The organism is Arcicella sp. GW822-FHT02H01, from assembly GCF_058802005.1.
The window spans coordinates 3,479,603-3,503,452 of the sequence record NZ_JBXANT010000001.1 but is presented as its reverse complement, the minus strand read 5'-3'; the positions used below and the strand labels follow the sequence as shown (position 1 = coordinate 3,503,452).

At 37.1% G+C, this 23,850-nt stretch carries 15 protein-coding genes; 6 read left to right on the top strand and 9 right to left on the bottom strand.

Features of this window, described 5'->3' with window-relative positions; translation table 11 throughout:
• Positions 1-63: 63 nt before the first annotated feature.
• The gene (locus AC1RNE_RS14650; RefSeq protein WP_492801789.1) at positions 64-2,691 is read left to right on the top strand and encodes a T9SS type A sorting domain-containing protein; all 2,628 of its coding nucleotides are present in this window, start codon (positions 64-66) and stop codon (positions 2,689-2,691) included.
• A gap of 215 nt (positions 2,692-2,906) precedes the next feature.
• Positions 2,907-3,749, top strand: coding sequence for an acetyl-CoA carboxylase, carboxyltransferase subunit beta (gene accD, locus AC1RNE_RS14645; RefSeq protein WP_492801787.1), 843 nt, complete (start codon positions 2,907-2,909; stop codon positions 3,747-3,749).
• Between the two features lie 110 nt (positions 3,750-3,859).
• Here accD and AC1RNE_RS14640 read toward each other — a convergent pair whose 3' ends face one another.
• The 4 genes from AC1RNE_RS14640 to AC1RNE_RS14625 form a co-directional block, all read right to left on the bottom strand.
• Entirely contained in the window at positions 3,860-4,201 is a 342-nt protein-coding gene (locus AC1RNE_RS14640) for a heavy-metal-associated domain-containing protein (RefSeq protein ID WP_492801785.1), read from the bottom strand.
• A gap of 83 nt (positions 4,202-4,284) precedes the next feature.
• Entirely contained in the window at positions 4,285-4,848 is a 564-nt protein-coding gene (locus AC1RNE_RS14635; RefSeq protein ID WP_492801784.1) for a helix-turn-helix domain-containing protein, read from the bottom strand.
• Between the two features lie 5 nt (positions 4,849-4,853).
• Positions 4,854-7,112, bottom strand: coding sequence for a TonB-dependent receptor (locus tag AC1RNE_RS14630; RefSeq protein WP_492801782.1), 2,259 nt, complete (start codon positions 7,110-7,112; stop codon positions 4,854-4,856).
• A 103-nt stretch (positions 7,113-7,215) separates the two neighbouring features.
• The gene (locus AC1RNE_RS14625) at positions 7,216-7,647 is read right to left on the bottom strand and encodes an HYC_CC_PP family protein (RefSeq protein WP_492801781.1); all 432 of its coding nucleotides are present in this window, start codon (positions 7,645-7,647) and stop codon (positions 7,216-7,218) included.
• A 330-nt stretch (positions 7,648-7,977) separates the two neighbouring features.
• Here AC1RNE_RS14625 and AC1RNE_RS14620 point away from each other — a divergent pair, with 330 nt between their 5' ends.
• The 3 genes from AC1RNE_RS14620 (at position 7,978) to AC1RNE_RS14610 (ending at position 9,645) form a co-directional block, all read left to right on the top strand.
• Positions 7,978-8,307 carry a DUF2752 domain-containing protein gene (locus AC1RNE_RS14620; protein WP_492801779.1) on the top strand — a complete coding sequence of 110 codons (330 nt, stop codon included), beginning with the start codon at positions 7,978-7,980 and terminating at the stop codon, positions 8,305-8,307.
• Positions 8,270-8,629, top strand: coding sequence for a TM2 domain-containing protein (locus tag AC1RNE_RS14615; protein WP_309913091.1), 360 nt, complete (start codon positions 8,270-8,272; stop codon positions 8,627-8,629). Before AC1RNE_RS14620 ends, AC1RNE_RS14615 begins: the two co-directional genes overlap by 38 nt.
• 113 nt (positions 8,630-8,742) lie before the next feature.
• Entirely contained in the window at positions 8,743-9,645 is a 903-nt protein-coding gene (locus AC1RNE_RS14610) for a hydroxypyruvate isomerase family protein (protein ID WP_492801777.1), read from the top strand.
• A 114-nt stretch (positions 9,646-9,759) separates the two neighbouring features.
• Here AC1RNE_RS14610 and AC1RNE_RS14605 read toward each other — a convergent pair whose 3' ends face one another.
• From AC1RNE_RS14605 to AC1RNE_RS14595, 3 genes are all read right to left on the bottom strand, one after another.
• Positions 9,760-14,085 (bottom strand): T9SS type A sorting domain-containing protein, encoded by a 4,326-nt coding sequence (locus AC1RNE_RS14605; protein ID WP_492801775.1) that lies wholly within the window; start codon positions 14,083-14,085, stop codon positions 9,760-9,762.
• A gap of 108 nt (positions 14,086-14,193) precedes the next feature.
• Positions 14,194-15,249 carry a GTPase ObgE gene (gene obgE / locus AC1RNE_RS14600; protein ID WP_323246703.1) on the bottom strand — a complete coding sequence of 352 codons (1,056 nt, stop codon included), beginning with the start codon at positions 15,247-15,249 and terminating at the stop codon, positions 14,194-14,196.
• Between the two features lie 76 nt (positions 15,250-15,325).
• Positions 15,326-15,898 carry an adenylate kinase gene (locus AC1RNE_RS14595; RefSeq protein WP_492801773.1) on the bottom strand — a complete coding sequence of 191 codons (573 nt, stop codon included), beginning with the start codon at positions 15,896-15,898 and terminating at the stop codon, positions 15,326-15,328.
• Positions 15,899-16,121: 223 nt separating this feature from the next.
• Here AC1RNE_RS14595 and AC1RNE_RS14590 point away from each other — a divergent pair, with 223 nt between their 5' ends.
• Positions 16,122-17,129 carry a Gfo/Idh/MocA family oxidoreductase gene (locus AC1RNE_RS14590; protein WP_492801771.1) on the top strand — a complete coding sequence of 336 codons (1,008 nt, stop codon included), beginning with the start codon at positions 16,122-16,124 and terminating at the stop codon, positions 17,127-17,129.
• 293 nt (positions 17,130-17,422) lie between these two features.
• Here the strand turns inward: AC1RNE_RS14590 and rpoC are convergent, their stop codons facing one another.
• Together rpoC and AC1RNE_RS14580 are read right to left on the bottom strand one after the other, a co-directional pair.
• Complete coding sequence (rpoC, locus tag AC1RNE_RS14585) at positions 17,423-21,757, bottom strand: DNA-directed RNA polymerase subunit beta' (protein ID WP_492801769.1); 4,335 nt, start codon at positions 21,755-21,757, stop codon at positions 17,423-17,425.
• Positions 21,758-21,809: 52 nt separating this feature from the next.
• Complete coding sequence (locus AC1RNE_RS14580) at positions 21,810-23,804, bottom strand: hypothetical protein (RefSeq protein ID WP_492801768.1); 1,995 nt, start codon at positions 23,802-23,804, stop codon at positions 21,810-21,812.
• Positions 23,805-23,850 lie beyond the last annotated feature (46 nt).

The window sequence follows — 23,850 nt, the reverse complement described above, 5'->3', positions numbered from 1 at the left end:
TATTATCTTGTGTAGCAAACACTTCAAATTCTATTTAATAAGTCTCCTAAAATTTATTTTAATATGAGAAAATTATTACTTGCTACTTTCATAACGCTGGGAAGCTTTGCTGCTTTCTCGCAAAAAATCAAAATGGAATCTATTCCTGGTAATCAGATTGTTGATTATGCACCAACACCTGAACAGGCAAAAGAGCGTGTTTTGCCAATGGGATATACAGAGATGATGAAAGCTAAACTAGAAGCAGATAAAAAGCTTGCTGCTAGTACCCGAAGTGCATCTAGCCAATCAGCTAATTTTCAGGTTTTCTATGAGCAAGGGTCAAATCTGCCTGCTGATGTAAAAAGTGTTTTTGAAAGGGCTGCTGCTACATGGGCTAATGCTTTAAATTCAGATGTGCCTATTAAAATATTGGTTCGTTGGAGAAGTCTAGCATCTGGCGTATTAGGGTCAGCAGGGGCTTCAACTTATTATCGAAACTTTCCTGGAGCCGCTAAAGCAGGCACTTGGTATCCGATAGCACTTGCTGAGAAAATGGCAAGAAAGGATTTAAATGGTGAAGATCAAGCAGATATTGTTGCTACTTTTAACTCTGACCGTACTGACTGGTACACAGGGGAATCAACTCCGACAAGATTACAATATGATTTGTATTCAGTAGTATTACATGAATATGGTCATGGACTTGGTTTTATTGGAACTTTTGGCGCAAGTGATACCATCGCTGGTTGGGGTAGTGGCAGTTTTGTGGGTTCGGCTGGTATTTTTGATAATTTCATTGTAAATAGTACAGGCGTTTCTTTGATTGACTCCACAGCTATACCAAATTTTTCTGAGGCTCTTCGTAAGGAAGTAACGGGTGGAAAATTATTTTTGAATAGTCCATCTGCTACGAAAGCAAATGCCAACAAACAAGCTAAATTATATGCTCCGACAACGTATAGTGCTGGTTCAAGTATTTATCACGTTGATCAAGCTACCTATAGAGTTGGTGACCCAAATGCTTTAATGACTCCTTCGATGGCGGCGGGTGAAATGACTCGTAGTATTGGCCCGATTGTCTTAAACTTCTTTGCAGATTTGGGTTGGGTTAGTAGTTCAATTACACATGACCCTCTTACGGATAATGAAGATACTAGTAAAGACTACATTTTTACGGCAAAAGTATTGGGTGATACTGCCATAAAAGATGGTTCTGTGAAATTGTATATTACTACCACCAATAGTATTGCAGATGCCAAAGAAGTACCACTCACAAAGTCAGGTAATCAATATTCATACACATTACCAAAATCGACAGAAAGACGCAAAATTAGTTATTACTGGCAAGGTGAAGACCTAGCAGGCAGAAAATTAGCTACGCCAGCAGAAGCACCGTTGAGCCCTAAAGGTTTTACAAATTATTATCAATTTACCATTGGGGCAGATACTGTAAAGCCTGTTATCTCTTATACCAATAATATTTTTTCAATTTATAACACTGAAACAGAAATAAAACTTCCAGAAGGACAAGCCTATGATAACATAGGTATTGATAGTGCTTATGTAGAATATTATATCAATGATGTAAAGCAAGCGCCTATCATGTTGACCTATACTACTAGCGACAAAACCATTACTTTTAATGGCAGTTTTAAATTTACATCGGCTCAATTTAAAGGAAATGATGTAGTAAAATATCGCATTGTAATCAAAGATAAAGCAAAGGCTAAGAATACTCGATTCTCGCCAGAAGCTGGTTTTTATGAATTTAAGGTATTGAAATTATTTGCTGCCGTAAATACTTACGTCAATAATTTTGATACTTCGCCAGCGGCTCCTGATGATTTTTACCTCAAAGGGTTTACTTTCTCGAAACCAACTAATTTTACAAGCATTGCTTTAAACTCTGACCACCCTTATAAAAATGGGTCAGAAGAGATTTTTGAAGTAGATGGGAATTTATTTACAAATACCATTGCTCAATTATTAAGACCTATCGTATTAAGGAGTGATACTGCAAAAATCTACTTTGATGAAATAGTATTGGTAGAGCCTGGTGCAGATGGTGCTGTTTTTCCTGATAGAGATTTCTTTGATTATGTAGTAGTGGAAGGGTCTAAAGACAATGGTAAAACATGGCAGTGGTTTCAATCAGGTTGGGATTCAAATGATGACCCCGACTGGAAAAAAGCTTGGACTTCTTTAAATATAGATAAAGATCAAAATTCAAAGGTAGTCGGCACTCCTAGTCTTTTTAGAAAAAGAGAAATAGATATGCTAACTTCTGGGGATTTCAAAGCGGGTGATAATGTATTAGTTCGTTTCAGATTGCTAGCTGACCCTCTGGCTTATGGATGGGGCTGGACAGTCGATAACTTGAATATACAAGGGCCATCGGGCAAACCTGTGATAGTAACGCCAACAGTATTAGGCAATGAGCCAAGCAGTACAATTGAAGTAACTATTTCTCCAAACCCTTCGCCTACTGGTGAGTATAAACTAAAGGCGAGCTTTGCTAAAGCGACAAAGAGTGTAACCATCAATGTTGTAAATATCTTTGGAGTATCTGTCTTTAACGAACAACATAGCAACTCAGGAAATGAGTTTAACCATACCATCAACCTAGCGAATCTTTCAAATGGTTATTATCTTTTGAAACTTCAAACAGAGCATGGAATGATTAATAAAAAAATAGTTTTAGCTAAATAATTTTTTTAAAATAATTCAAACGGGCCTTTTTGTGTATTCAAAAAGGCCCGTTTTTGTTTTGTTACATAACAATTTTTTACAAAAATGTTATAAGTCGAAACGCAATACCTTATCTTTGCCAAGATTTTGCATTTCCAACAAATGCATTAACCATAATTATATATTGGAACAAAAGGCTTTCAATCATTAACATTCGAATCTAGCAATCATAAAATATGTCTTGGTTTACCAGAAAAGATAAGGGTATTTTAACCCCTACCGAATCAAAACGTGAAGCTCCAGACGGGCTTTGGTATCAATGCCCATCTTGCAAAAAAGCAATGCACACTCGTGAACATAAGTTGTTCGCTTATACTTGTTCAAACTGCAATTATCATGAAAAGATTGGCTCTCAAGAATATTTTGAGATTCTTTTCGATCAAACAAGATATACAGAATTGGATGCCATGCTTTCTTCTGGCGACCCTTTGGAATTTGTAGATACAAAACGTTATCCTGATCGTATTAAAGCTACTGAAAAGAAAACGGGTTTAAAAGATGCTGTTAGAACTGCCCATGGCAAAGTAAATGGCATCGAGATGGTCGTTTCTGCGATGGACTTTTCATTTATTGGTGGGTCGATGGGTTCTGTAGTAGGTGAAAAAATTGCTCGTGGTATCGACTATGCTCTTGCACATAAAATTCCATTCTTAATGATTTCTCGTTCAGGGGGTGCAAGGATGATGGAAGCAGGGTTCTCGTTAATGCAAATGGCAAAAACATCTGCAAAGTTAGCTTTATTAGCTGAAGCAGGAATTCCTTATATTTCTTTATTGACTGACCCAACAACTGGAGGGGTAACGGCATCTTATGCCATGCTCGGAGATTTTAATATCTCTGAACCAGGAGCTTTGATTGGTTTTGCTGGTCCAAGAGTTATTCGTGAAACCATCGGTAAAGATTTACCAAAAGGGTTCCAAAGTGCAGAATTCGTATTAGAACATGGATTCCTTGATTTTATCGTAGATAGAAAAGATTTAAAAGATAAGCTTTCATCTTTATTAGGAATGTTGGCGTAATAGCTTTAAGCCTTGAGCGATGAGCTTTGAGCAAAAAGGGGTTGTTGATTTTGAATCGACAGCCCCTTTTTATGCTCAAAGCTCATTGCTTATCACTCAAAGCTAAAAAACTACATCTCACCTTTCTTACAGCAAGATGGTAATTTTTCATAGCCTTTAGCATTGGCGGTTACTTCGTCAGCAGAATATCCTACATCTGCGATAGCTTTTTTGATTTTTTCTACCGATGTCTTCTTTGGATTGTATGTTACAGTCACAACTTTTTCTTTACTTTCAATATCCAGATTAGATTCTGAAACGCCTTTTGTAAAAGCTAATTTTTTCTCAATACGCTCTTTGCACATTTCGCAAACGGCAGAGGTTTTGATTTTTACTGTTTCTGTCTTAGGTGTTTCCGCAAATGTAAGCACTGAAACTAATAAAAGGATTAATGCTAAGATGTTCTTTTTCATGTTGTTGTTTGTTTTATTGATTGATTATTTTGTTAAAATATAGTTGTTTTTATGGCATTTTAAAGTCTAATTCAACTTCTAAATTATATCTCATCCAAGGCTTTTCTTGTGTGATATTGTGACTCCTTAAAACGACTAGGAGTCAGACCCGTTACTTTTTTAAACTGATTCGATAAATGTTGAACACTACTGTAATGCAGTTGATCAGCTATTTGACTTAGTGTTAATTCATCATATACTAGCAATTCCTTCACTCTTTCTATCTTCTGAAAAATTAAATATTGTTCAATCGTTTTTCCTTCAATTTCCGAAAATAGGGTACTCAGGTACTTATAATCTCGTCCCACACGTTCAGCAATCAGAAAAGATGGTGTTATTTTGTCAACACTGTCGTCTGTTTGATAAATCATCTCAATCACTACATTCTTTATCTTTTCAACAGTTTTCTTTCGTTTATCATCCAATAATTCAAAGCCTACATCATTCAATTTTTGAGCCAAAATAGTCTGCATTTGTTCGTCTAAATCTTGTTGAATGATAACTTCGCCAAGTTCAATCTGCTGTACTGCAATATTCAGTTGTGTAAGGATTTGGTTTACGGCCATCTTACAGCGATCACAAACCATATTTTTGATATATAACTTCATCGCTTTTATTTAATTTTATAACGCATCCCTACATACACCATTCGTCCAATAACGGGTCCCCATACCATTGAAGCATCAAAATTCTTTCCGAAAGGGTCGTTCGCTGCAATAATAGGATTGCTCTGTGTAAAGTTATTGAGATTTTCGCCTCCCACATACATTTCCCATTTCAAGAAGGCCTTCGTCACTTGTGCGTTAATATTTGAAAAAGCAGGAGCAAATACCGATGGCGACGTCACAGAGTGTACATGTCCTTCAGCAGTATCAGGAATCCTACGTCTGCCATTCCATTGCCAAGTAAAGTCAATCTTCCACTTATTATAAGGCAAGGCATAAGCGATGTTGAATAACACCCGCTCGCGGTTAACAAACTGTTTTGGTAATAAAGTAAGCTCCCCCGCTGGAGTCAGCACGTCGTTTTTAACATCAAATAAGCGATAAGCTAATTTAGTTTCTATTCGTTTACTAGGCGCATAATTGACTTCTGCCTGAAAACTGTTCGAGAATGAACGACCTTTTAAATTATAAAAACGGACTAAATCAGCATTTTCCATATCTACGATTAATTGGTTCTGGAAGTTCGTTCGGTAGGCATCTAAAATGAGGGTTCCTTTCTTTCCAAAAAGATAAAAATCATTACTTAGGCTCGCGCCAAAATTCCAAGATTCTTCTGGTCTAATGATTTCAGGTACAACCAATTGTCTGGAATTTACTAACATCCCAAAATTTTCGGCAATGGCATTAGGCATTCTCCAACCTTTCCCTGCACTAAGGCGTAAGTGAATGTCAGATGTAATATCATACTTAGCATGTACACGAGGCGTAAACCTTGTACCATACAAATTATGAAAATCTACCCTTCCTCCTACTACAAGCGTTAATTTTTCAGGAATGGTTTCTGTATATTCTACAAAAACACCCGGAACAGATTCTGTTCTTTTAAAGGTAGAATCTAAGTACTTTTCATTGTAATCATCCAACAGATAACTTATTCCTGTTTTGTATTGGTGATTGGTATTGCCTAGTATATTCTGATAAATTAAATTGGCATATAAGCTCTTTTGAGTGCCCGTATATTTTTTAAACCCGAAATACGACTGGTTGTCATGGTACAAACCATTGATAATAAGCCCTAAGCCCTGATAAGGCTTAGTTTGATATAGCTTGGCGGTTTTACTAAAAAATTCATACCGCTTTGTGGTGCTTCCAAAACCATAAGCATTTGGTGTATTGCGGTCTGTATCTGGATTAAATTTTACTTGTCCACCCAAACGGTCTTCATACAATGCTTTTATGCCAAACGAAGCCATCATTTTATCACTTTGGTACTTCCAACGATTAATGGCATTATACTGGGTATAAAGTGGTAAATCTAAAAAACCATCTTTGTTTTTATCTAATTTAGTTTGCAAAGTACTCCCATGCGTAAGTAAAGCAACAGACCATTTTTCGTTGAGCTTATTGGCTAATGTAAGATTGATTTCTCCTCTACCCTGACTATTCAAGTAGGTGTTCAAATACAATTTTTCGGCAACATCTGGTTTAGCTAATTCTACATTCAATGCTCCCGTCATAGACTCATAACCACTTATTACGGAGCCTGCTCCTTTGCCTACATCAATAGAAGAAATCCAAGTGCCGGGAATATAGTTGAGTCCGAAAGTACTGTTCAAGCCACGAATAGCTGGAATATTTTCAACATTGGTTTGGATATAATTTCCTGATAACCCTAATAATTGAATTTGCTTTGCACCCGTTACCGCATCAGCATAACTGACAGACACCGACGCATTGGTTTCAAAGCTTTCTGAGAGATTACAGCAAGCTGCCTTGGCAAGTGCTTTTGAAGTAATAATTTCGGTATGAATAGGGTTCATTCTATCCATAGCACTAGCCTCCGCTTTTACGACAACTTCAGATAAATTCGCATTTATAGGGACAAGATTAATCTCTAAAAAGTCTAATGAATGTACCATCAGTGTATCGGTTTTATAACCGACAGAACTAACAATTAATTGATGGTTTTGAGATTCTTTACTGATAGAGAACTCTCCTTTTTCGTTGGTGGTGGTTCCTCTTTGGGCATTCTGCCAACGGAGGGTAGCACCGATGATGGCTTCTGTTTTGCCATCAGTTTTTTTCTCTTGGACAATGCCTCGAACTGTTTCGCCACTCTGTGCAAACAATGGCGAAAACAACACTACATTGCTGAATATCAGCACAATGAACCTAGAGAATATTTTTGAAACTATAATAGAATTCATGATTTTTCATATTAAAATATTTAAACGACCGAGGTTTTTGGGTTATCAACACACTTAGATAACGCAATACCCCAAAAGATAGCGTTTGATATTCTAACAAAAATCAAATAAGAAAGGACTGAATAAAGATAAGACGGAGCCGTCCAAATAAAGGCGGAGCCGTATTATAGTAATGAGGAATTTTGAAAGAAACAGATTGAGCTACCCAAGTAAAAGTATAGAAAATGGGTGTTTCAATTATCCATGCTAAAGAAGGAATTTTATAGTCAATACTGATTCCTTGTGATGCATTCGGATTGATTTTATAATGAGTAACTGAATCTGAACAACATTTAGCTCTTTTGATACTAAGCTTTGATGAATGCGCTGTCATCTTGGCTTTTTTAGCACAACAACTACGCTTAGGTTGCGAAAGCATATAATTGCTTTTGCCACTTATTTTACAAAGATGCTCATACATAGCAAATCCAACGCTTGCGAAAAGCACTTGGAAGGCCATCAAAAGGCAAAATATGCGTATGAGTACTTTTTTCATGATGTGCTTTAAGAATAAAGCTTTCAGTCGTCGGCTATCAGCTTTCGGCTAAAATGTTAAATAAAATATCTTTGTATCTAATACTAAATCTTATTACAAAAGAAAAACTGATAGCTGACTACAGAAAGCTGAATACTAAAAGTATGTTACAAATATACGTATTTTCAACATGATAAGTATTTATATTAGTTTCTGATTATGTTGCATAATTTTCCGATTTGCTCCCTAAAATTAAATCCATCCTACAAAACACATTATCCACCCCTAAAAAAGACATTCTGTGTAGAATTATAGCTAATATCAGAAAATATCCATCACCTTTGATTCACAATGATACGGAAATTAAATATCGAACTCTTGTTTTGGATTAGTGGATTAATCTGGTTGTTTCTTGATAATCCACACGAAAACCATTTTAGTTTTTGTCCGATAAAAAACTTAGGATTTTCATTTTGTCCAGGTTGTGGGTTAGGTCATGCTATTTCTTTTTTATTTCATGGAAACTTCCAACAATCATTTGACAGTCACCCACTTGGCATTTTTGCCCTAATCGTGATTGTTGCCAGAATTATCACTTTACTAAAATATACTTACCAACATTTAAACTTAAACATACAAGACAATGACACCCAACATAATGATGATGCTTTCGAACCTTGAGGCTGAGGAAGCAATGTTTATCCAAAGTTTAATCAAAGATATGTCTGAAGACCAACAAAAGACCTTTATCATGATGTATCAAAACAAACGCAGGGATACTACCCTTATTTTGATAACAACAGTAATCGGTTTCTTTGGATTTGCAGGTATCCAACGTTTTTTAACTGACCAAATCGGGATGGGGATTCTCTATTTCTTCACAGGTGGTTTATGTTTTATCGGTACCATTGTAGATTTAGTTAACTACAAAAGCTTGGCTTTTGAGTACAATCAAAAGGCCGCTTATGATACATTACACATGATGAAAACTTGGCATTCGTAAATCTATAGATTGCAGGATTGTTTTTTCAAAAAAATCCCCTAAATTCCAGCGAATTTGAGTATAATCTGTTTTTATATACTCTTTAAATTCTAATTCAGGACTTTTAAAAAACTATGGGAAAAACTTTTTCACGCCGAGCGGCTCTACAGGGAGTCGGTGCGGTAACTGCAACCATGCTAACTTCTTCGCTCAGTAATCGAATTGAAGCGGCAGACACACAGATAGGTGCCGCATTGAAAGGTCGAGTAAATCACTCTGCTTGTCGTTGGTGTTATGGCTCTATTCCATTTGAAGACCTTTGTAAAGCTGCCAAAGATATTGGTATGCAAAGCCTTGAGTTGACAGGTCCTTCGGAATGGGAAATTTTAAAAAAATATAATTTAACATCAGCCATCGGTTGGCCAGAAGGTAACCAATGGGGAAATGGAATGGGCTTAACTAGCTGTTTCAACAATGTAAAGAATCATGATGCACTAGTGGCTTTATATGAAGATTTGATTCCGAAAGCAGCCAAAGCTGGTGTCAAAAACTTAATTACATTTTCTGGAAACAGAAATGGATTAAGCGATGAAGATGGACTAATCAACTGTAAGAAAGGTTTACAGAGAATCATGAAAACAGCCGAAAAACATGATGTAACCATCACGATGGAATTGCTGAATTCAAAAGTAAACCACAAGGATTATCAATGTGACCATACAGATTGGGGGGCGGCTTTGTGCGAAATGGTTGGTTCAGATAAATTCAAATTACTTTATGATATTTATCACATGCAAATCATGGAAGGGGACGTAATTGCAACGATTAAAAAATATCATCAATATATTTCGCATTACCATACAGGTGGTGTTCCAGGTAGAAATGAAATTGATGATACGCAAGAGTTGTATTATCCAGCCATTATGAAAGCTATTCTTGATACTGGTTACAAAGGATTCATCGGGCAAGAGTTCATTCCTGCAAAATCTGATAAAATCGCTTCATTAAAGCAAGGTGTTTTAATTTGTGATGTCTAGTTATAAGTTATAGTATAAATGAAATAGCCTTTTAATTCAAGTCAGAATTAAAAGGCTATTTCATTTATATATCAATCTATGTTATTGAAGGACAACTCTTCACTCAAAACTACTTTATTGTGTGATAACTACTTTCTTTATTCTTTCAAAACTATCTGTTTTAAGTTTGATAAAATAAATATTTCCTATAGAACCACTCAGTTTAAGTGTTCTTGGCGTATCAAATTTATTAACCTTAAATGTCTCAATCAGTCTTCCGTCCATTGTATACACTGATACATCAGCACCTATCAAATCTTCAACAACCTGAATCGTAATATCACCCGTAGCACTTGGGTTTGGATAAACGTTCATTCCTTCAAAAGTTAAATCCTGCGTATATTTATATACTAATGATGGTTGTGAATAACATTGCAGTTTACCACTTGGCAAAGCAACTTGATTATATACTGTACTTGCCTGTACTTGATAATCACCATCCTTTTTCACTTTGATGGTGTTTGTAATAAAGCTTTTCTGTTCTTCTCCGTTATATTTCCAGATATAGCCACTTTCGTCTCCAGAACTTTGAGCGATTAAGAAGAAAGCTCCAGATTGCGAAATCACTGGCGTAGTAGGAAGCGAACGTACATCTACTGTAATAGCATTTGATGGCGCCGACAAACAGAAGTTTTTATCTTCTACCCTTGCAAAATAACTTCCTGATTTATTTACTGAGATAGTATTGTTGCTACCATTTCCTAGCGAATCATTTGTACTTCTATACCAGTATGCTTTATTGGTATTTGAAGTAGCCAACACAGTACTGCCACCATCACAAAAAGTAAGATTACCTGTAGCACTAATTTGTGGTGTCGCTGGTAGTGGATATACACTTAAAGTAATGGGTTGTGATGATTGTGAATAACATGAAAAAGCACTCACTGCCTGTACTGTTACATTGCCCGCATAATTTACTGTAATAGTGCTAGCCGTACTATTCGAAATACTCCATTTATAACTACTTGCCTGTACTCCTATTGCCGTTAAAGAAACGCTTTTATCTGCACAAAAAGGATTGGCTCCTCTCAAAGTGATAGATGGTGCAGCTGGTAATGGATTAACCGTTGTTTTGATGGTATCCGAACTTGCTACAGACTTACATCCATTTGTATCGATTACGGCTACTCCTATTCCATTAGCTTTTTTCCATGTAAAGGTTCTACCACTGATGCCATTTTGTAATAATCCATCGACTGTCCATTGATATACATTTTTCAAGCCATTGGTAGTAGTAGTTGGTAAACTTGCTTCTAACAAAGTGCTGTCGCCATCACAGAAAATCTTTGGTCGTACTATTCTCAATGTTGGTTTAGCAGGCAATGGATTTACGGTAACTTTCAATACTTTTGAATATGCCGAAAAGCATCCAAAGGTATCTCTTACTTTTACAGCATATCTTCCCGAAGTATCAGTTGTGATAGCTCCCGTCGTAGCAATTTCTCTTTTAGTATCTTCATCTCTCCAACTATATCTATCCACATTACCATTCGCTATTAATGCTCTTAATGTAGCTGTTCCTCCTTTACAGAAAGTAGCAATAGGCGAAGCTAAGATACTCGCTGGCTGTGGTGCTTCACGCACAGTGATTTTTACACTTTTTGAAATCTTAGAAATACATTTCTTCACACTAATCGCTTGCACAGCATATTCTCCTGCTTCTCCAACTATTACAGACTGAGTTTTACCAAAAACAATGCTACTTCCTATATTCGTCCACGTATATTCATTACCTACTACCGAAGACGAAAGCGTAACGGTAGAATCTGGACAGAAAATCAATGGTCCATTTGCTACAACAGTTGGTGTGGCAGGTAAAGGGTTGGCAATCACTGCAACAGGGTCGGAAGCATCTTTTGATTTACAACCTTTGTCAGAAACAGCAATGACTGAAATGGTCTTTGATTCCTTCACAATAATTTGCGCAGCATTTTGGTTAGTACTCCAAATATATCCTGAAGCCGTTGATGACCGCAACACAGTAGAATCACCATCACAAAACTCCGCAGGGCGAATAATTGAAATGGTAGGTTTAGCTGGCAACGGATTTACCGTAAGCACTATAGCGATAGATGACTTAGAAGTACAAGTGTTAGCATCGGTAAAGGTAAGACTATAACTTCCTGCCGTACTAACGGTGATACTCTTTGTTTTGCTACCAGTATTCCACGTATATACACCAGTGCCTTTATCATTAGCTGTTAAAGTTTTACTTTCAAGCTCACAAATACTTACTGCTGTTCCCTCTAGTATAGTAGGTGCTGTTGGATTTGGATTAACAGTAACCAATTTGGCATCTGAGGCAAGCGATACACATCCATTTGCATCTTTAGCTTTTACGGTATAAATCCCTGTTTTTGTAACGATTAATCCTACTGCTTTTGAAGTAATGGTATCTTTAGCAGTAGTAGAACTCCAAACATTGGCATTGGTCACATACGATGAGGTCAATGTCACGTTTCCTCCATCACAGAAAGTCGTTACTCCACCAGCAGTAATAGTTGGTTTAGAAGGAATTGTCTTAAACAATTGTAAGGTATAACCATTTGAAAAATCAGACTGACAACCAACTGAGTTTGTATATGCCACAGTATAGGTATGATTACTACCACTATTGACAAGTGAGCTATCTAATCCTCTTACTGTAATAGCACTGCTTGTAGAACCTGTCAAGGTATTGCTTCCAACAATCCAGGTATAAGAAGAACCGCCACTGGTTGCTTTTAATGTACGAGAATCCGTTCCACAGACTAGCGTTATACTAGTATCGGGTACAATGATAGGCTTAACTGGTTTTGGAGAAACTTTTAACACAACAGCCGTCGAAACATCTGAAAGACAGCCTATTGAATTAATTAAGGTTACTGTATAACTATATTTTCCTGCTGTAGTTACATCGTTTCCTGTTACTAACAACGTATTTATTTTTGAACTTGACAATTCTGTAATATCTCTTTTCCATACATAAGATGCACCTCCGCTCGTTGCTGTCAGTGTTTTATTTCCTACGCCACAAATGGCATTGGTATCAACAACTGCTTCAATAATCGGCTTTGTAGGTTTGGGAGAAACCTTTACCGCTACAGCTAAAGAAGTATCTGATACACAACCAACTGAATTTTGAAGAACAACTTTGTAGCTATAACTACCCGCTACTGATACATCTGTTCCTGTAACCGTTAAAGTATTGGTGACTGGGGATAAAATAGTAGTACCTCTTTTCCAAGTATAAGTAGCTCCGCCAGCCGTTGCTGTCAGAATTTTAGTACTTACGCCACAAATCGCGTTGGTATCAGGAACAGAAATTACAGGTCTGCTAGGCTTCGGAGAGACTTTTAGGGCAACTGCCAACGAAGTATCAGAAGAACAGCCTACAGCATTGGTAAGTACTACTTTATAATTGTAAGTACCAGCTACTGAAACATCTGTTCCAGTAACGACTTGTGTATTAATTGTTGAGCTAAGGATCGTATTATTTCTTTTCCATAAATAACTTGTTCCGCCACTAGTAGCGGTTAATGTTTTTGAATCTGTTCCACAAATTAAATCAGTAGTAACTGAGGTAATTACTGGTGTTGTTGGCTTTGGAGATACCTTTAAGCTCACTGAGGCAGAGGTATCAGAAACACAGCCTACTGCATTTTGAAGTACTACTTTATAATTATAGGTACCTGTTGGTACATCCGTTCCAGTAACAGTTAAAGTGTTTATCGTAGCACCAAGAATTGTAGCATCTCTTTTCCAAGTATAACTAGCGCCTCCTGTTGTAGCCGTTAATGTTTTTGAGTCTGTTCCACAAATTAGATTGGGCGTAAGTGGCGTAATTACTGGCGTTGTAGGTTTGGGAGATACTTTTAAGTTCACAGCCGTACTTGTTGCAGTACAACCTGTAACACTATTCGTAGTAGATACAGTATATGCATAAGTGCCAGGGACAGTCACAGAACTACCTGTTACTGGCAAAGTTGCTGTGGTAACTGTTGTAGAGACACCATCTCTTTTCCAATCATAATTGGTAGCTCCACTCGCTACAATATTTCTACTACTTACCCCACAAATGGCCGTTAGCACATCGCTTGGAGGAGTAAGAGTAGGTGCCGTCGGGACAATCTGTGTTACCGTAAAAGCACTTACTGAAATATAAGACCCAACCGCAGTTTGCTTTACTTTGGCGGTATAAGTTCCCGTAGTTGCTGTGTAAGTTCTTGTAGAAGCTACCAAAACATTACTTGCATTATACCATTCATAAACGGCATAGCCGCTAGGAAGCGTAAGTTGAGAAGTACCTAAACCAGTACAGGTATAAACACCCGTTGCCGTAATCGTAGGTGTTTGAGCAGACGATATCATAAATGATAAGACCAACCAAATCATCAAAAGATATGAACAGCTTTTTTTCATAATTATCATGTTGATATAATTACCATCGATTGCGGTAATGAATGAAGATGAAACAGGTAATGTCATCTACATTTAGCCTTACAGCTAAATGTAGATGATAAAGGTAATTTACTCAAAATCAATTTCTGTAGACTCTTCTGGACTTTCGCTTTCAATGACCTCAGGTTGAGCATTCTGTAACGTTGTCCATAATAAATCTTTCAATTCTGTCAGACCTTGTTGCATCACTGAAGAAATCAGGACGTAAGGTATATTGTCAGGAATCTGCTTTAAAATACGAGCTTTGTCTTCTTCATCTGGTACTAAATCCATTTTAGAAATAGCCAAAATTCTTTCTTTATCCAATAAAGCAGGATTGTATTTTTTTAATTCATTCAATAGTATCAGGTACTCTTCTTCGATATTTTCTACCGAAGCTGGTACCATAAACAACAAAATAGAATTTCGTTCTATATGTCTTAAAAATCTGGTTCCTAAACCTTTTCCTTCTGCTGCTCCCTCAATGATTCCAGGAATATCAGCCATAATAAATGATTTGAAATTACGATAAGCCACCACCCCTAAGTTTGGAACGAGGGTTGTAAAAGGATAATCAGCAATTTCAGGAGTAGCCGCAGACATTACAGAAAGCAACGTAGATTTCCCTGCATTCGGGAAGCCCACCAAACCAACGTCTGCTAATACTTTAAGTTCTAATACCACCCACATATCTTCGCCTATTTCGCCAGGCTGTGCATAATGTGGTGCTTGATTGGTTGATGATTTGAAATTGGTATTGCCTAAACCGCCTCTTCCGCCTTTTAACAAAATTACTTCTTCGCCATTTTTGGTAACTTCCGCTAATACCTCTCCTGTTTCAGGGTCTTTTACGATTGTTCCCAATGGAACGTCAATGATTGCGTCTTCTCCTTGAAGCCCAGAACGACGTCCGCCTTCGCCACCTTTTCCGTCTTTAGCAAAAATATGTTTTTGGTATTTCAAGTGAAGCAAAGTCCAGTGTTGTGAGTTCCCTCTCAATACAACGTGTCCTCCGCGGCCGCCATCACCACCATCTGGACCACCTTTAGGTACGTGTTTTTCACGACGGAAATGGCTTGAACCGCTTCCTCCGTGGCCCGAACGGACGTTAATTTTTACGTAGTCAATGAAGTTGGATGCCATGATATTTAATTATTATTGATTGATTTAAAATGGGTAATTCGCAGAACTACAAAATCACTACAAATTACCCCATTTTAAATTATTTTACTGCATCAATTGCAGTACAGATATTAGTAAAAATTTCTTCGATATTTCCGATTCCGTTTACTTTAGATACTTTGCCTTGTGCTTCATAATAAGGTAATACGTGGACTGTTTTCGAGAAGTACTCGTCAATACGCTTCAACAATTTATCAGCATCGTCGTCTGCACGACCCGACACTTTTTGTCTTTCAGCAATTCTATTTTTAATTTCCTCTTCAGTCACATCTAACTGAACTACGCCATTGATTTTTTGTCCGTTTTTGGTCAAATATGCATCTAATGCCTCTGCTTGAGTGACAGTACGTGGAAATCCATCAAAGATAAAGCCTTTTGCTTTAGGATTGTTTTTTACTTCTTCTTCTAACATATCAATCGTCACTGAATCAGGTACTAAAAGCCCATCAGCTAAGATTTGTTTCACGCGCTGCCCGAGTTCAGTATTATTAGAAATGTGCATGCGAAACATATCTCCTGTAGAAATATGAACTAACTGATACTTCTCAATTAATTTAGCTGACTGTGTTCCTTTACCTGCACCCGGAGGGCCGAATAAGACTAGATTTAACATTGGTTATACCGTTATTTTTAAAGTTCTTAATAGTTGTTTTGTTATAAGACTACAAATTTACTAGAACCATAGTGAAATATCCGCTAAATGTCTGATAATTTAGCAAATGAGGTATAGATGAACAAAAATTAAAGGCAATATCCAATGATAACCGCGAGTAGAGTTTGATAGTTTTTTGCTTATTTTTGTTAAAATTGATTTATACACAGAATCCCAATTAATAATGCTCAATGTTGCTCTTATTGGTTTTGGTTTATCTGGCAGATACCTCCAAGCCCCATTTTTCTCGGTAAATCCTAATTTCAATCTTAAAACGATTGTTTCAAACAGTCAGAATCCAAGAGATTTGTTCCCTGAGGTTCAAGTCGCTAAGAGTTTAGAAGAAGTATTAGCTGATGATACGATTGATTTAGTTAGTATTTGTTCGCCCAATGCTACGCATTATGAATTTGCAAAAAAATGTTTACTGGCAGACAAGCACGTATTAGTAGAAAAACCTTTTACAGCCACAGCCAGCGAAGCCGAAGAATTGATACAATTATCTAAAGAACGAGGTAAAGTTATTTCTGTTTATCAGAATCGTCGTTTTGATAGTGATTTTATGACCGTCAAAAAAGTAATTGAAGATGGTTTATTGGGCGATTTATTGAGCTATGAAGTACATTACGACCGTTATAAGCCCATTTTGAATGCTAAGAAATGGAAAGAAACTAATAATGCGGCTAATGGAATTTTGTATGATTTAGGTGCACATATCATCGACCAAGCGATAGTGCTTTTTGGCGTTCCACAACAGGTTTGGGGCGAAACTTGCACGGAAAGAGAAGGCTCTGAAATTGATGACTCTTTCGATATTAGGCTTAATTATGGTAAATTGAAAGTTACTTTAAAATCGAGCTTATTAGTTCGTGAAGAAGGCCCACGATATATTTTGTATGGAACAAAAGGTTCTTTTGTAAAGTACGGAATAGATATGCAAGAAGATCATCTGAAAGCAGGTATTATGCCAGGCATGGATGCCTTCGGTATTGAATCTGAAAGTAATTCAGGCATTATTAATACAGACATCAATGGTTTGCATTTCAGAGGAACTATTGAAACAAAGAAAGGGGATTGGGGCATACTTTTCCAAAATCTTTACGAAGCCATTACTGGAAAAACTGAACTACTGATAAAACCAGAAGAAGTATTGGAACAGATTAAAATTATGGAACAGATTAAGAGGTATTAGTAGAGGTGGCTATCAGCTTTCGGTATTCGGGTATCGGTTGGAGAGAACTAAGGCTTGCTCCCATGGCTAGTCTCCCGACCAGACCATTTTCCCATGTGAACCTGTGGACTGGTCGGGAGACCAGCCACGGAATAAAAGTCTTATATCCTACAGTCCTATATCTTACAGTCTAAAACTCCTAAAGTCTTCAAGTCCAAAAATCCTAAAGTCTTCAAGTCCAAAAATCCTAAAGTCAAAAAAAATGCCCTTTGAAATGAATCAAAGGGCATTTTTTATATTGCTACAAAATTAGATTACACAATCCAACGAGCTTTACGATAACCTCCAACCTTTTCTTGGGCTTTGGCTTCCTTAGCTGTTTCTACTTGTTGTAATTCTTCTTTAGAAGTAATCACATAGTCTGCATATTTACGAACACCCGTACCTGCTGGGATTAAGTGACCTACAATTACGTTTTCTTTCAAGCCATCTAATGTATCAGCTTTAGCACGGATAGATGCTTCAGATAATACTTTCGTTGTTTCTTGGAAAGAAGCCGCAGAAATGAATGAATCAGTTCCTAAAGATGCTTGAGTGATACCTTGTAAGTTTGGTTGAGAAACCGCTGGTGAAGCATCACGTACTGTAACAATCTTCATATCACGACGTTTCAATGAAGAGTTTTCGTCACGTAAAGCACGAGCAGAAACAATCATACCTACTTTCATTTTCTCAGAATCTCCAGCATCCATAACTACTTTCTTATCCATGATTTTATCATTTTCCTCACGGAATAAGAATCTATCAACATTTTGTCCGTTCAAGAACATAGTATCTCCAGATTCAACGATGATTACTTTCTGCATCATCTGACGAACGATAGCCTCGATGTGCTTATCGTTAATCTTCACACCTTGCAGACGGTAAACGTCTTGGATTTCATTTACTAAGTACTCTTGTACAGCCGTTGGTCCTTTAATAGCCAAAATATCTGAAGGCGTAATAGCACCATCTGAAAGTGGTACACCAGCACGCACAAAGTCATTATTTTGAACAAGGATGTGTTTAGACAACGGCACCAAGTATTTACGTTCGCCACCATCTTTAGCACGTACATAAATCTCACGGTTACCACGTTTGATACCTCCTAAAGTAATAACACCGTCAATCTCAGAAACTACTGCTGGGTTAGATGGGTTACGTGCTTCAAATAATTCTGTTACACGTGGAAGACCACCCGTAATATCACGTGTTTTACCAGCAGCACGAGGAATTTTCGCCAAGATTTGTCCTGGTTTAATTTTCGTTTTGTTTTCAACTGATAAACGAGCCGCCACTGGTACGTTATAAGCTACTGGTTCGTCAGCACCTTTTACGTTCACCAAGATAGCAGGGTTTTTAGTCTTATCTTTCGATTCGATAATTACCTTCTCACGTAAACCTGTTTGCTCATCGGCTTCTTCCTTGTAAGTAACATTTTCTTCGATAGCATCGAATTGAATAGTACCTTCAACTTCCGATAAGATTACAGCATTATATGGATCCCAAGCACAAATTTCTTCACCTTTAGTAATCGTCTGTCCGTCTTTAACTCTCAAATAAGAACCGTAAGGAACGTTATTAGCGATAAATACTTGTTGAGGATTATTAGCATTCAAAATTTGAACCTCACCTGAACGACCCATTACAATTTCAACTGGTTTTCCTTCTGGGTCAACCGAAGAAACTGTACGCATCTCTTCAAATTTAATAATACCGTCGAATTTAGCTTTGATAGCTGCATCTAACGTTACGTTTTGAGCAGTACCCCCAACGTGGAATGTACGAAGTGTAAGCTGCGTACCTGGTTCACCGATTGACTGTGATGCAATTACACCTACAGCTTCACCGATACCTACCATTCTACCTGTTGAAAGGTTACGTCCATAACATTTAGCACAAACACCATAACGCGTTTCGCAAGTTAATACCGAACGAATTTCGATTGAATCAATCGCAGTATCATCTACAGAAAGAGCTGCCTCTTCGCTGATTTCTTCACCTGCTGTGATTAACAATTTACCCGTAACTGGATCATAAACATCATGGATAGAAACACGACCCAAGATACGTTCTGACAATGGTTCGATGATTTCCTCATTATCTTTCAATGCTGATGTTTGAATACCTCTTAAAGTACCGCAATCATCTTCATTTACGATTACATCTTGAGCAACGTCATGCAAACGACGAGTTAAGTAACCCGCATCGGCAGTTTTCAAGGCTGTATCTGCAAGACCTTTACGCGCACCGTGCGTAGAGATAAAGTATTCAAGTACGTCTAGACCTTCTTTAAAGTTAGAAAGAATTGGGTTTTCGATGATTTCACCTACCGAACCTTGTAAGTTCTTCTGAGGTTTCGCCATCAAACCACGCATACCACCTAACTGACGAATCTGTTCACGAGAACCACGGGCTCCAGAGTGCATCATCATATAGATGGCATTGAAACCTTGTTTATCGTTTTCCATTTGATTCATCAACGTATCAGTGATTTTCTTGTTCACTGATGTCCAAATGTCAATTACAGCATTATAACGTTCGTTATCTGTAATTAAACCCATCAAATAGTTATCTGTTACTTCAGATACTCTATCTTTTGCTTGCGCAACAAGAGCAGCTTTTTCTTCTGGAACGATGATATCACCAATACCCATTGAAAGACCACCTTTGAATGCCATTTGGTATCCTAAGTCTTTAATATCATCTAGGAATTTCGCAGTACGAGCAACACCAGAGATTTTAAATACTGTAGCAATGATTTGTTGCAATTTCTTCTTAGTCAACAATTCATTGATATATCCTACTTCTTCAGGAACACAAAGGTTGAATAATACACGGCCAGCAACAGTTTTCACCATTTCAGAAACCAACGTACCATCATCTTTACGAACAACTGCTTTTACTTCAATATTAGCGTGTTTAGAAACAACACCTTCGTTCATCCCGATTACCACTTCCTCGAAACCGTAGAACTTCATTCCTTCACCTTTCACTTCATATTCTGGTGTATTTCTACGTCCTTTTGTTACGTAGTATAAACCAAGAACCATATCTTGTGAAGGTACAGTAATAGGAGCTCCGTTGGCTGGGTTCAAGATATTGTGTGAACCTAACATTAAAAGAGATGCTTCCAAAATTGCCTCTTGACCTAGTGGTACGTGTACCGCCATCTGGTCACCATCAAAATCGGCGTTGAATGCCGTACAAGTTAATGGGTGCAATTGGATTGCTTTTCCTTCAATCAATTTAGGTTGGAATGCCTGAATACCCAAACGGTGAAGTGTTGGAGCACGGTTTAGAAGAACAGGGTGTCCTTTCATTACGTTTTCCAAGATATCCCACACTACAGGGTCTTTTCTATCAACAATTTTCTTGGCAGATTTTACCGTTTTCACGATACCTCTTTCAATCAATTTTCTGATAACAAATGGTTTGAAAAGCTCGGCAGCCATATCTTTTGGCAAACCACATTCGTGCATTTTCAATTCTGGACCAACTACAATTACCGAACGACCTGAATAATCTACACGTTTACCTAGTAAGTTCTGACGGAAACGTCCTTGCTTACCTTTCAACATATCTGAAAGTGATTTCAACGCACGGTTACCTTCTGAACGAACAGCGTTAATTTTACGCGAGTTATCGAATAATGAATCGACAGCTTCTTGTAACATACGTTTTTCGTTACGTAAGATTACCTCAGGAGCTTTGATTTCAATCAAACGCTTCAAACGGTTGTTACGGATAATTACACGACGGTAAAGGTCATTTAAATCCGAAGTCGCAAAACGACCACCATCTAAAGGTACAAGCGGACGCAATTCTGGTGGAATTACTGGTACCATTTTGATAACCATCCATTCTGGTCTGTTCTCGATACGAGTACCTGCCTCACGGAAAGCTTCAACTACTTTCAAACGTTTCAAGGCTTCAGCCTTACGTTGTTGAGAAGTATCGTTTGCAGCCGAGTGACGTAAATCATAAGATAAGTTATCTAATTCAGTACGTTTTAACAACATATCCAACGCCTCAGCACCCATTTTAGCAATGAATTTCTGAGGGTCTTCGTCTGGTAATAATTGGTTTTCGCGAGGTAACTTGTCGATAATGTCCAAATATTCGTCTTCTGTTAAGAAGTCCATTTTGTTTACACCATCTTCCGCTTTTACCCCAGCTTGAACTACTACGTATCTTTCGTAATAAATTACTTGGTCAAGTTTTTTCGTAGAAAGACCTAACAAATAACCAATTTTGTTTGGTAAGCTACGGAAGTACCAGATGTGGGCTACAGGCACAACTAACTCGATGTGTCCCATACGCTCACGCCGTACTTTTTTCTCAGTAACTTCTACCCCACAACGGTCGCAGATGATACCTTTATAACGAATACGTTTATATTTCCCACAGTGACATTCCCAGTCTTTTGTAGGGCCGAAAATACGCTCACAGAACAAACCACCCATTTCTGGTTTATAAGTTCTGTAGTTGATTGTTTCCGGTTGTGTAACTTCTCCGTGTGATCCTTCAAGAATCGACTCAGGTGATGCCAATGAGATGGTCACCTTAGAGAATTCACTGTTCAATTTTCTATTCTTTTTGAATGACATATAAGAATGTATTTTATTGACGTTCAATTAATTATCAATCAGATGAAAACTATTAAAATATCACTTTTTCAATCGAAATCTCAGTAGTATTACTGAAGCCCCATTGATAAGGACTATCTAATTGAATTGATTTAATCTTTGTATTTTTCAAACCACTAGTGTTAAAAAACTTCATAGCGTCTGAAAAACTCTTTACTTTAATATTGGCAATAACTCCTCCTTTTAATACCGATGGAATTACTCTAAACCTTTCTACAGTATTATCGTCATAAACAAAGTTCACAAACAAATAAGGCGGCTGAAAAGCTAATCTGGTAACTTGTCCAAACAAGGAATATTTCAGGTTGAATTTTACAAAAAGTAATTCATCTGAATTAGGTAAATCAATCTTTTCAAAAGTGTTTATGACAGCTTTTTTAGTCAGATTATATTTAACTTCTTTCTTATTCAGGTTTTGTTTTAAAACCAGTAGACTATCGTAACCAACAGACTGTTTAACGGCAAGTGTATCAACAACTTTGTAATTGGCCAGCATCGTTAATTTAGTTCTGTCTTCATCCCAGAAGAAATACTGTTCTCTGTAAGGGAATTCCTGATATAATAAATAATCAGGAGCCGTAGCAGACTGGTACTTCTGAGCATTCAAACTATCTAAATAACCAGAATATGCCTGATATGTTTGTACAATGGGTCTTGGATTATACTTTAGTTTATTAACCATTATATAAGATATTTCCCAAGGCAAAATATCAACTGTTCCTTTGCTTAGATAATCATTCACTTCCTTCGGGAATGCTCTTTCCAGTGAATCTGCTTTGGTATAAGTAACGATTTCGTCATCAAATGAATGCGTAAAAAATCGTACTGCCGAAGAGCTACTGATAAAGGTGCCGATACCTTCGAGTGTTGATTTTCTGTGTTGCCAATTTCCTAAATCTCTTTTAGCGGTTGGCAAAGCTGAAAACACATATTCTTTAAAATTGCTTTTTGACCAAGACCAATGAATGATGTTCCTAAACAAAAGACTACAGAGAATCAAAATGATTACTTTTATTTGTATCCTTTTGTTGTTTTCAACCAATAAGATTAACCCTATCATTACTGGAAAAAACAAAAAGAAACCATATAAATTGGTTGATGATAATGAAGCAAAACTTTGTTTATAACTCAGAAACAAAGACATTGCTATCAAACAAATCACATAGAAACGGTCTGCCATTAAGTCCTTATTGTTCGCTTTGAATGGTAGATAATCCCAACAGATTGCTAGAAATAGAGATACTATCACCAATAATGCCAATAAAGCTAAAACAAGCCTAATTCCATTAATATCGTTCATCACAGCCTGCGCATCTATATATCCATCGACCAACTTAATACCTGAAGACAGGTACACCATTATATCCGTTTGTAATATATATGCCAGAATCAGCATCAGTACAATAGTAGTACTAGCCAATGCTATGACAAATTTTATTGTTAAATAACGCCTTAAACCAAAGAACAATAACGAACCGAACCATATTACTAGCATCGCTAGGCTTAAATTCAGTTTAATAAAAAAGGCAAGTATGGTGATGATAGTAACGACGCCCAAACTGTATATTTTCTTATGTTGCAAGAAGACTAACAAAAATCCTATTTGAAGAATCAATAAGGAAAATGATAAGTCGCCTACAAAGCGATAAGGAAAAAAACAAAGCCCCGCAAAAAACAAAGCCATCGCTTTTGATACTGACTTTTTTACGATTTCAATGATTAATACAACAAACCCAACTTGTATTAACAAATGAACTAAAAATGCTACAAGCTGATAAATAAAGCCATTGGGCGTATATCCTGTATTCAAAAACCCTAGTGGGCCATAAGTAAAAAGGAAATCCTGTCCGAACTTAAATTTATCTTCAATCGCTACTTTTAATGCGATACACCAAGAGGGGTCGAGTCCTTTAGTATATTCATGTACTCCTTCAAATGATGGCAAAAGCAAAAAAATCATCCACATCCAAGCAATCCATACGAAGGTTTTTTTTGAATATTGACTCATAAATAAACGATTGACCTTTACACTTTACATGATTATCTTTTAATTG

What these genes read in the sequence shown, in the direction of transcription:
- AC1RNE_RS14595 (WP_492801773.1), bottom strand. Translation starts at nt 15,898, where the DNA reads ATGTTAAATCTAGTCTTATTCGGCCCTCCGGGTGCAGGTAAAGGAACA.
- AC1RNE_RS14610 (WP_492801777.1), top strand. Translation starts at nt 8,743, where the DNA reads ATGGGAAAAACTTTTTCACGCCGAGCGGCTCTACAGGGAGTCGGTGCG.
- AC1RNE_RS14615 (WP_309913091.1), top strand. Translation starts at nt 8,270, where the DNA reads ATGACACCCAACATAATGATGATGCTTTCGAACCTTGAGGCTGAGGAA.
- AC1RNE_RS14590 (WP_492801771.1), top strand. Translation starts at nt 16,122, where the DNA reads ATGCTCAATGTTGCTCTTATTGGTTTTGGTTTATCTGGCAGATACCTC.
- rpoC (WP_492801769.1), bottom strand. Translation starts at nt 21,757, where the DNA reads ATGTCATTCAAAAAGAATAGAAAATTGAACAGTGAATTCTCTAAGGTG.
- AC1RNE_RS14605 (WP_492801775.1), bottom strand. Translation starts at nt 14,085, where the DNA reads ATGAAAAAAAGCTGTTCATATCTTTTGATGATTTGGTTGGTCTTATCA.
- AC1RNE_RS14625 (WP_492801781.1), bottom strand. Translation starts at nt 7,647, where the DNA reads ATGAAAAAAGTACTCATACGCATATTTTGCCTTTTGATGGCCTTCCAA.
- AC1RNE_RS14640 (WP_492801785.1), bottom strand. Translation starts at nt 4,201, where the DNA reads ATGAAAAAGAACATCTTAGCATTAATCCTTTTATTAGTTTCAGTGCTT.
- AC1RNE_RS14635 (WP_492801784.1), bottom strand. Translation starts at nt 4,848, where the DNA reads ATGAAGTTATATATCAAAAATATGGTTTGTGATCGCTGTAAGATGGCC.
- AC1RNE_RS14580 (WP_492801768.1), bottom strand. Translation starts at nt 23,804, where the DNA reads ATGAGTCAATATTCAAAAAAAACCTTCGTATGGATTGCTTGGATGTGG.
- AC1RNE_RS14630 (WP_492801782.1), bottom strand. Translation starts at nt 7,112, where the DNA reads ATGAATTCTATTATAGTTTCAAAAATATTCTCTAGGTTCATTGTGCTG.
- AC1RNE_RS14620 (WP_492801779.1), top strand. Translation starts at nt 7,978, where the DNA reads ATGATACGGAAATTAAATATCGAACTCTTGTTTTGGATTAGTGGATTA.
- accD (WP_492801787.1), top strand. Translation starts at nt 2,907, where the DNA reads ATGTCTTGGTTTACCAGAAAAGATAAGGGTATTTTAACCCCTACCGAA.
- AC1RNE_RS14650 (WP_492801789.1), top strand. Translation starts at nt 64, where the DNA reads ATGAGAAAATTATTACTTGCTACTTTCATAACGCTGGGAAGCTTTGCT.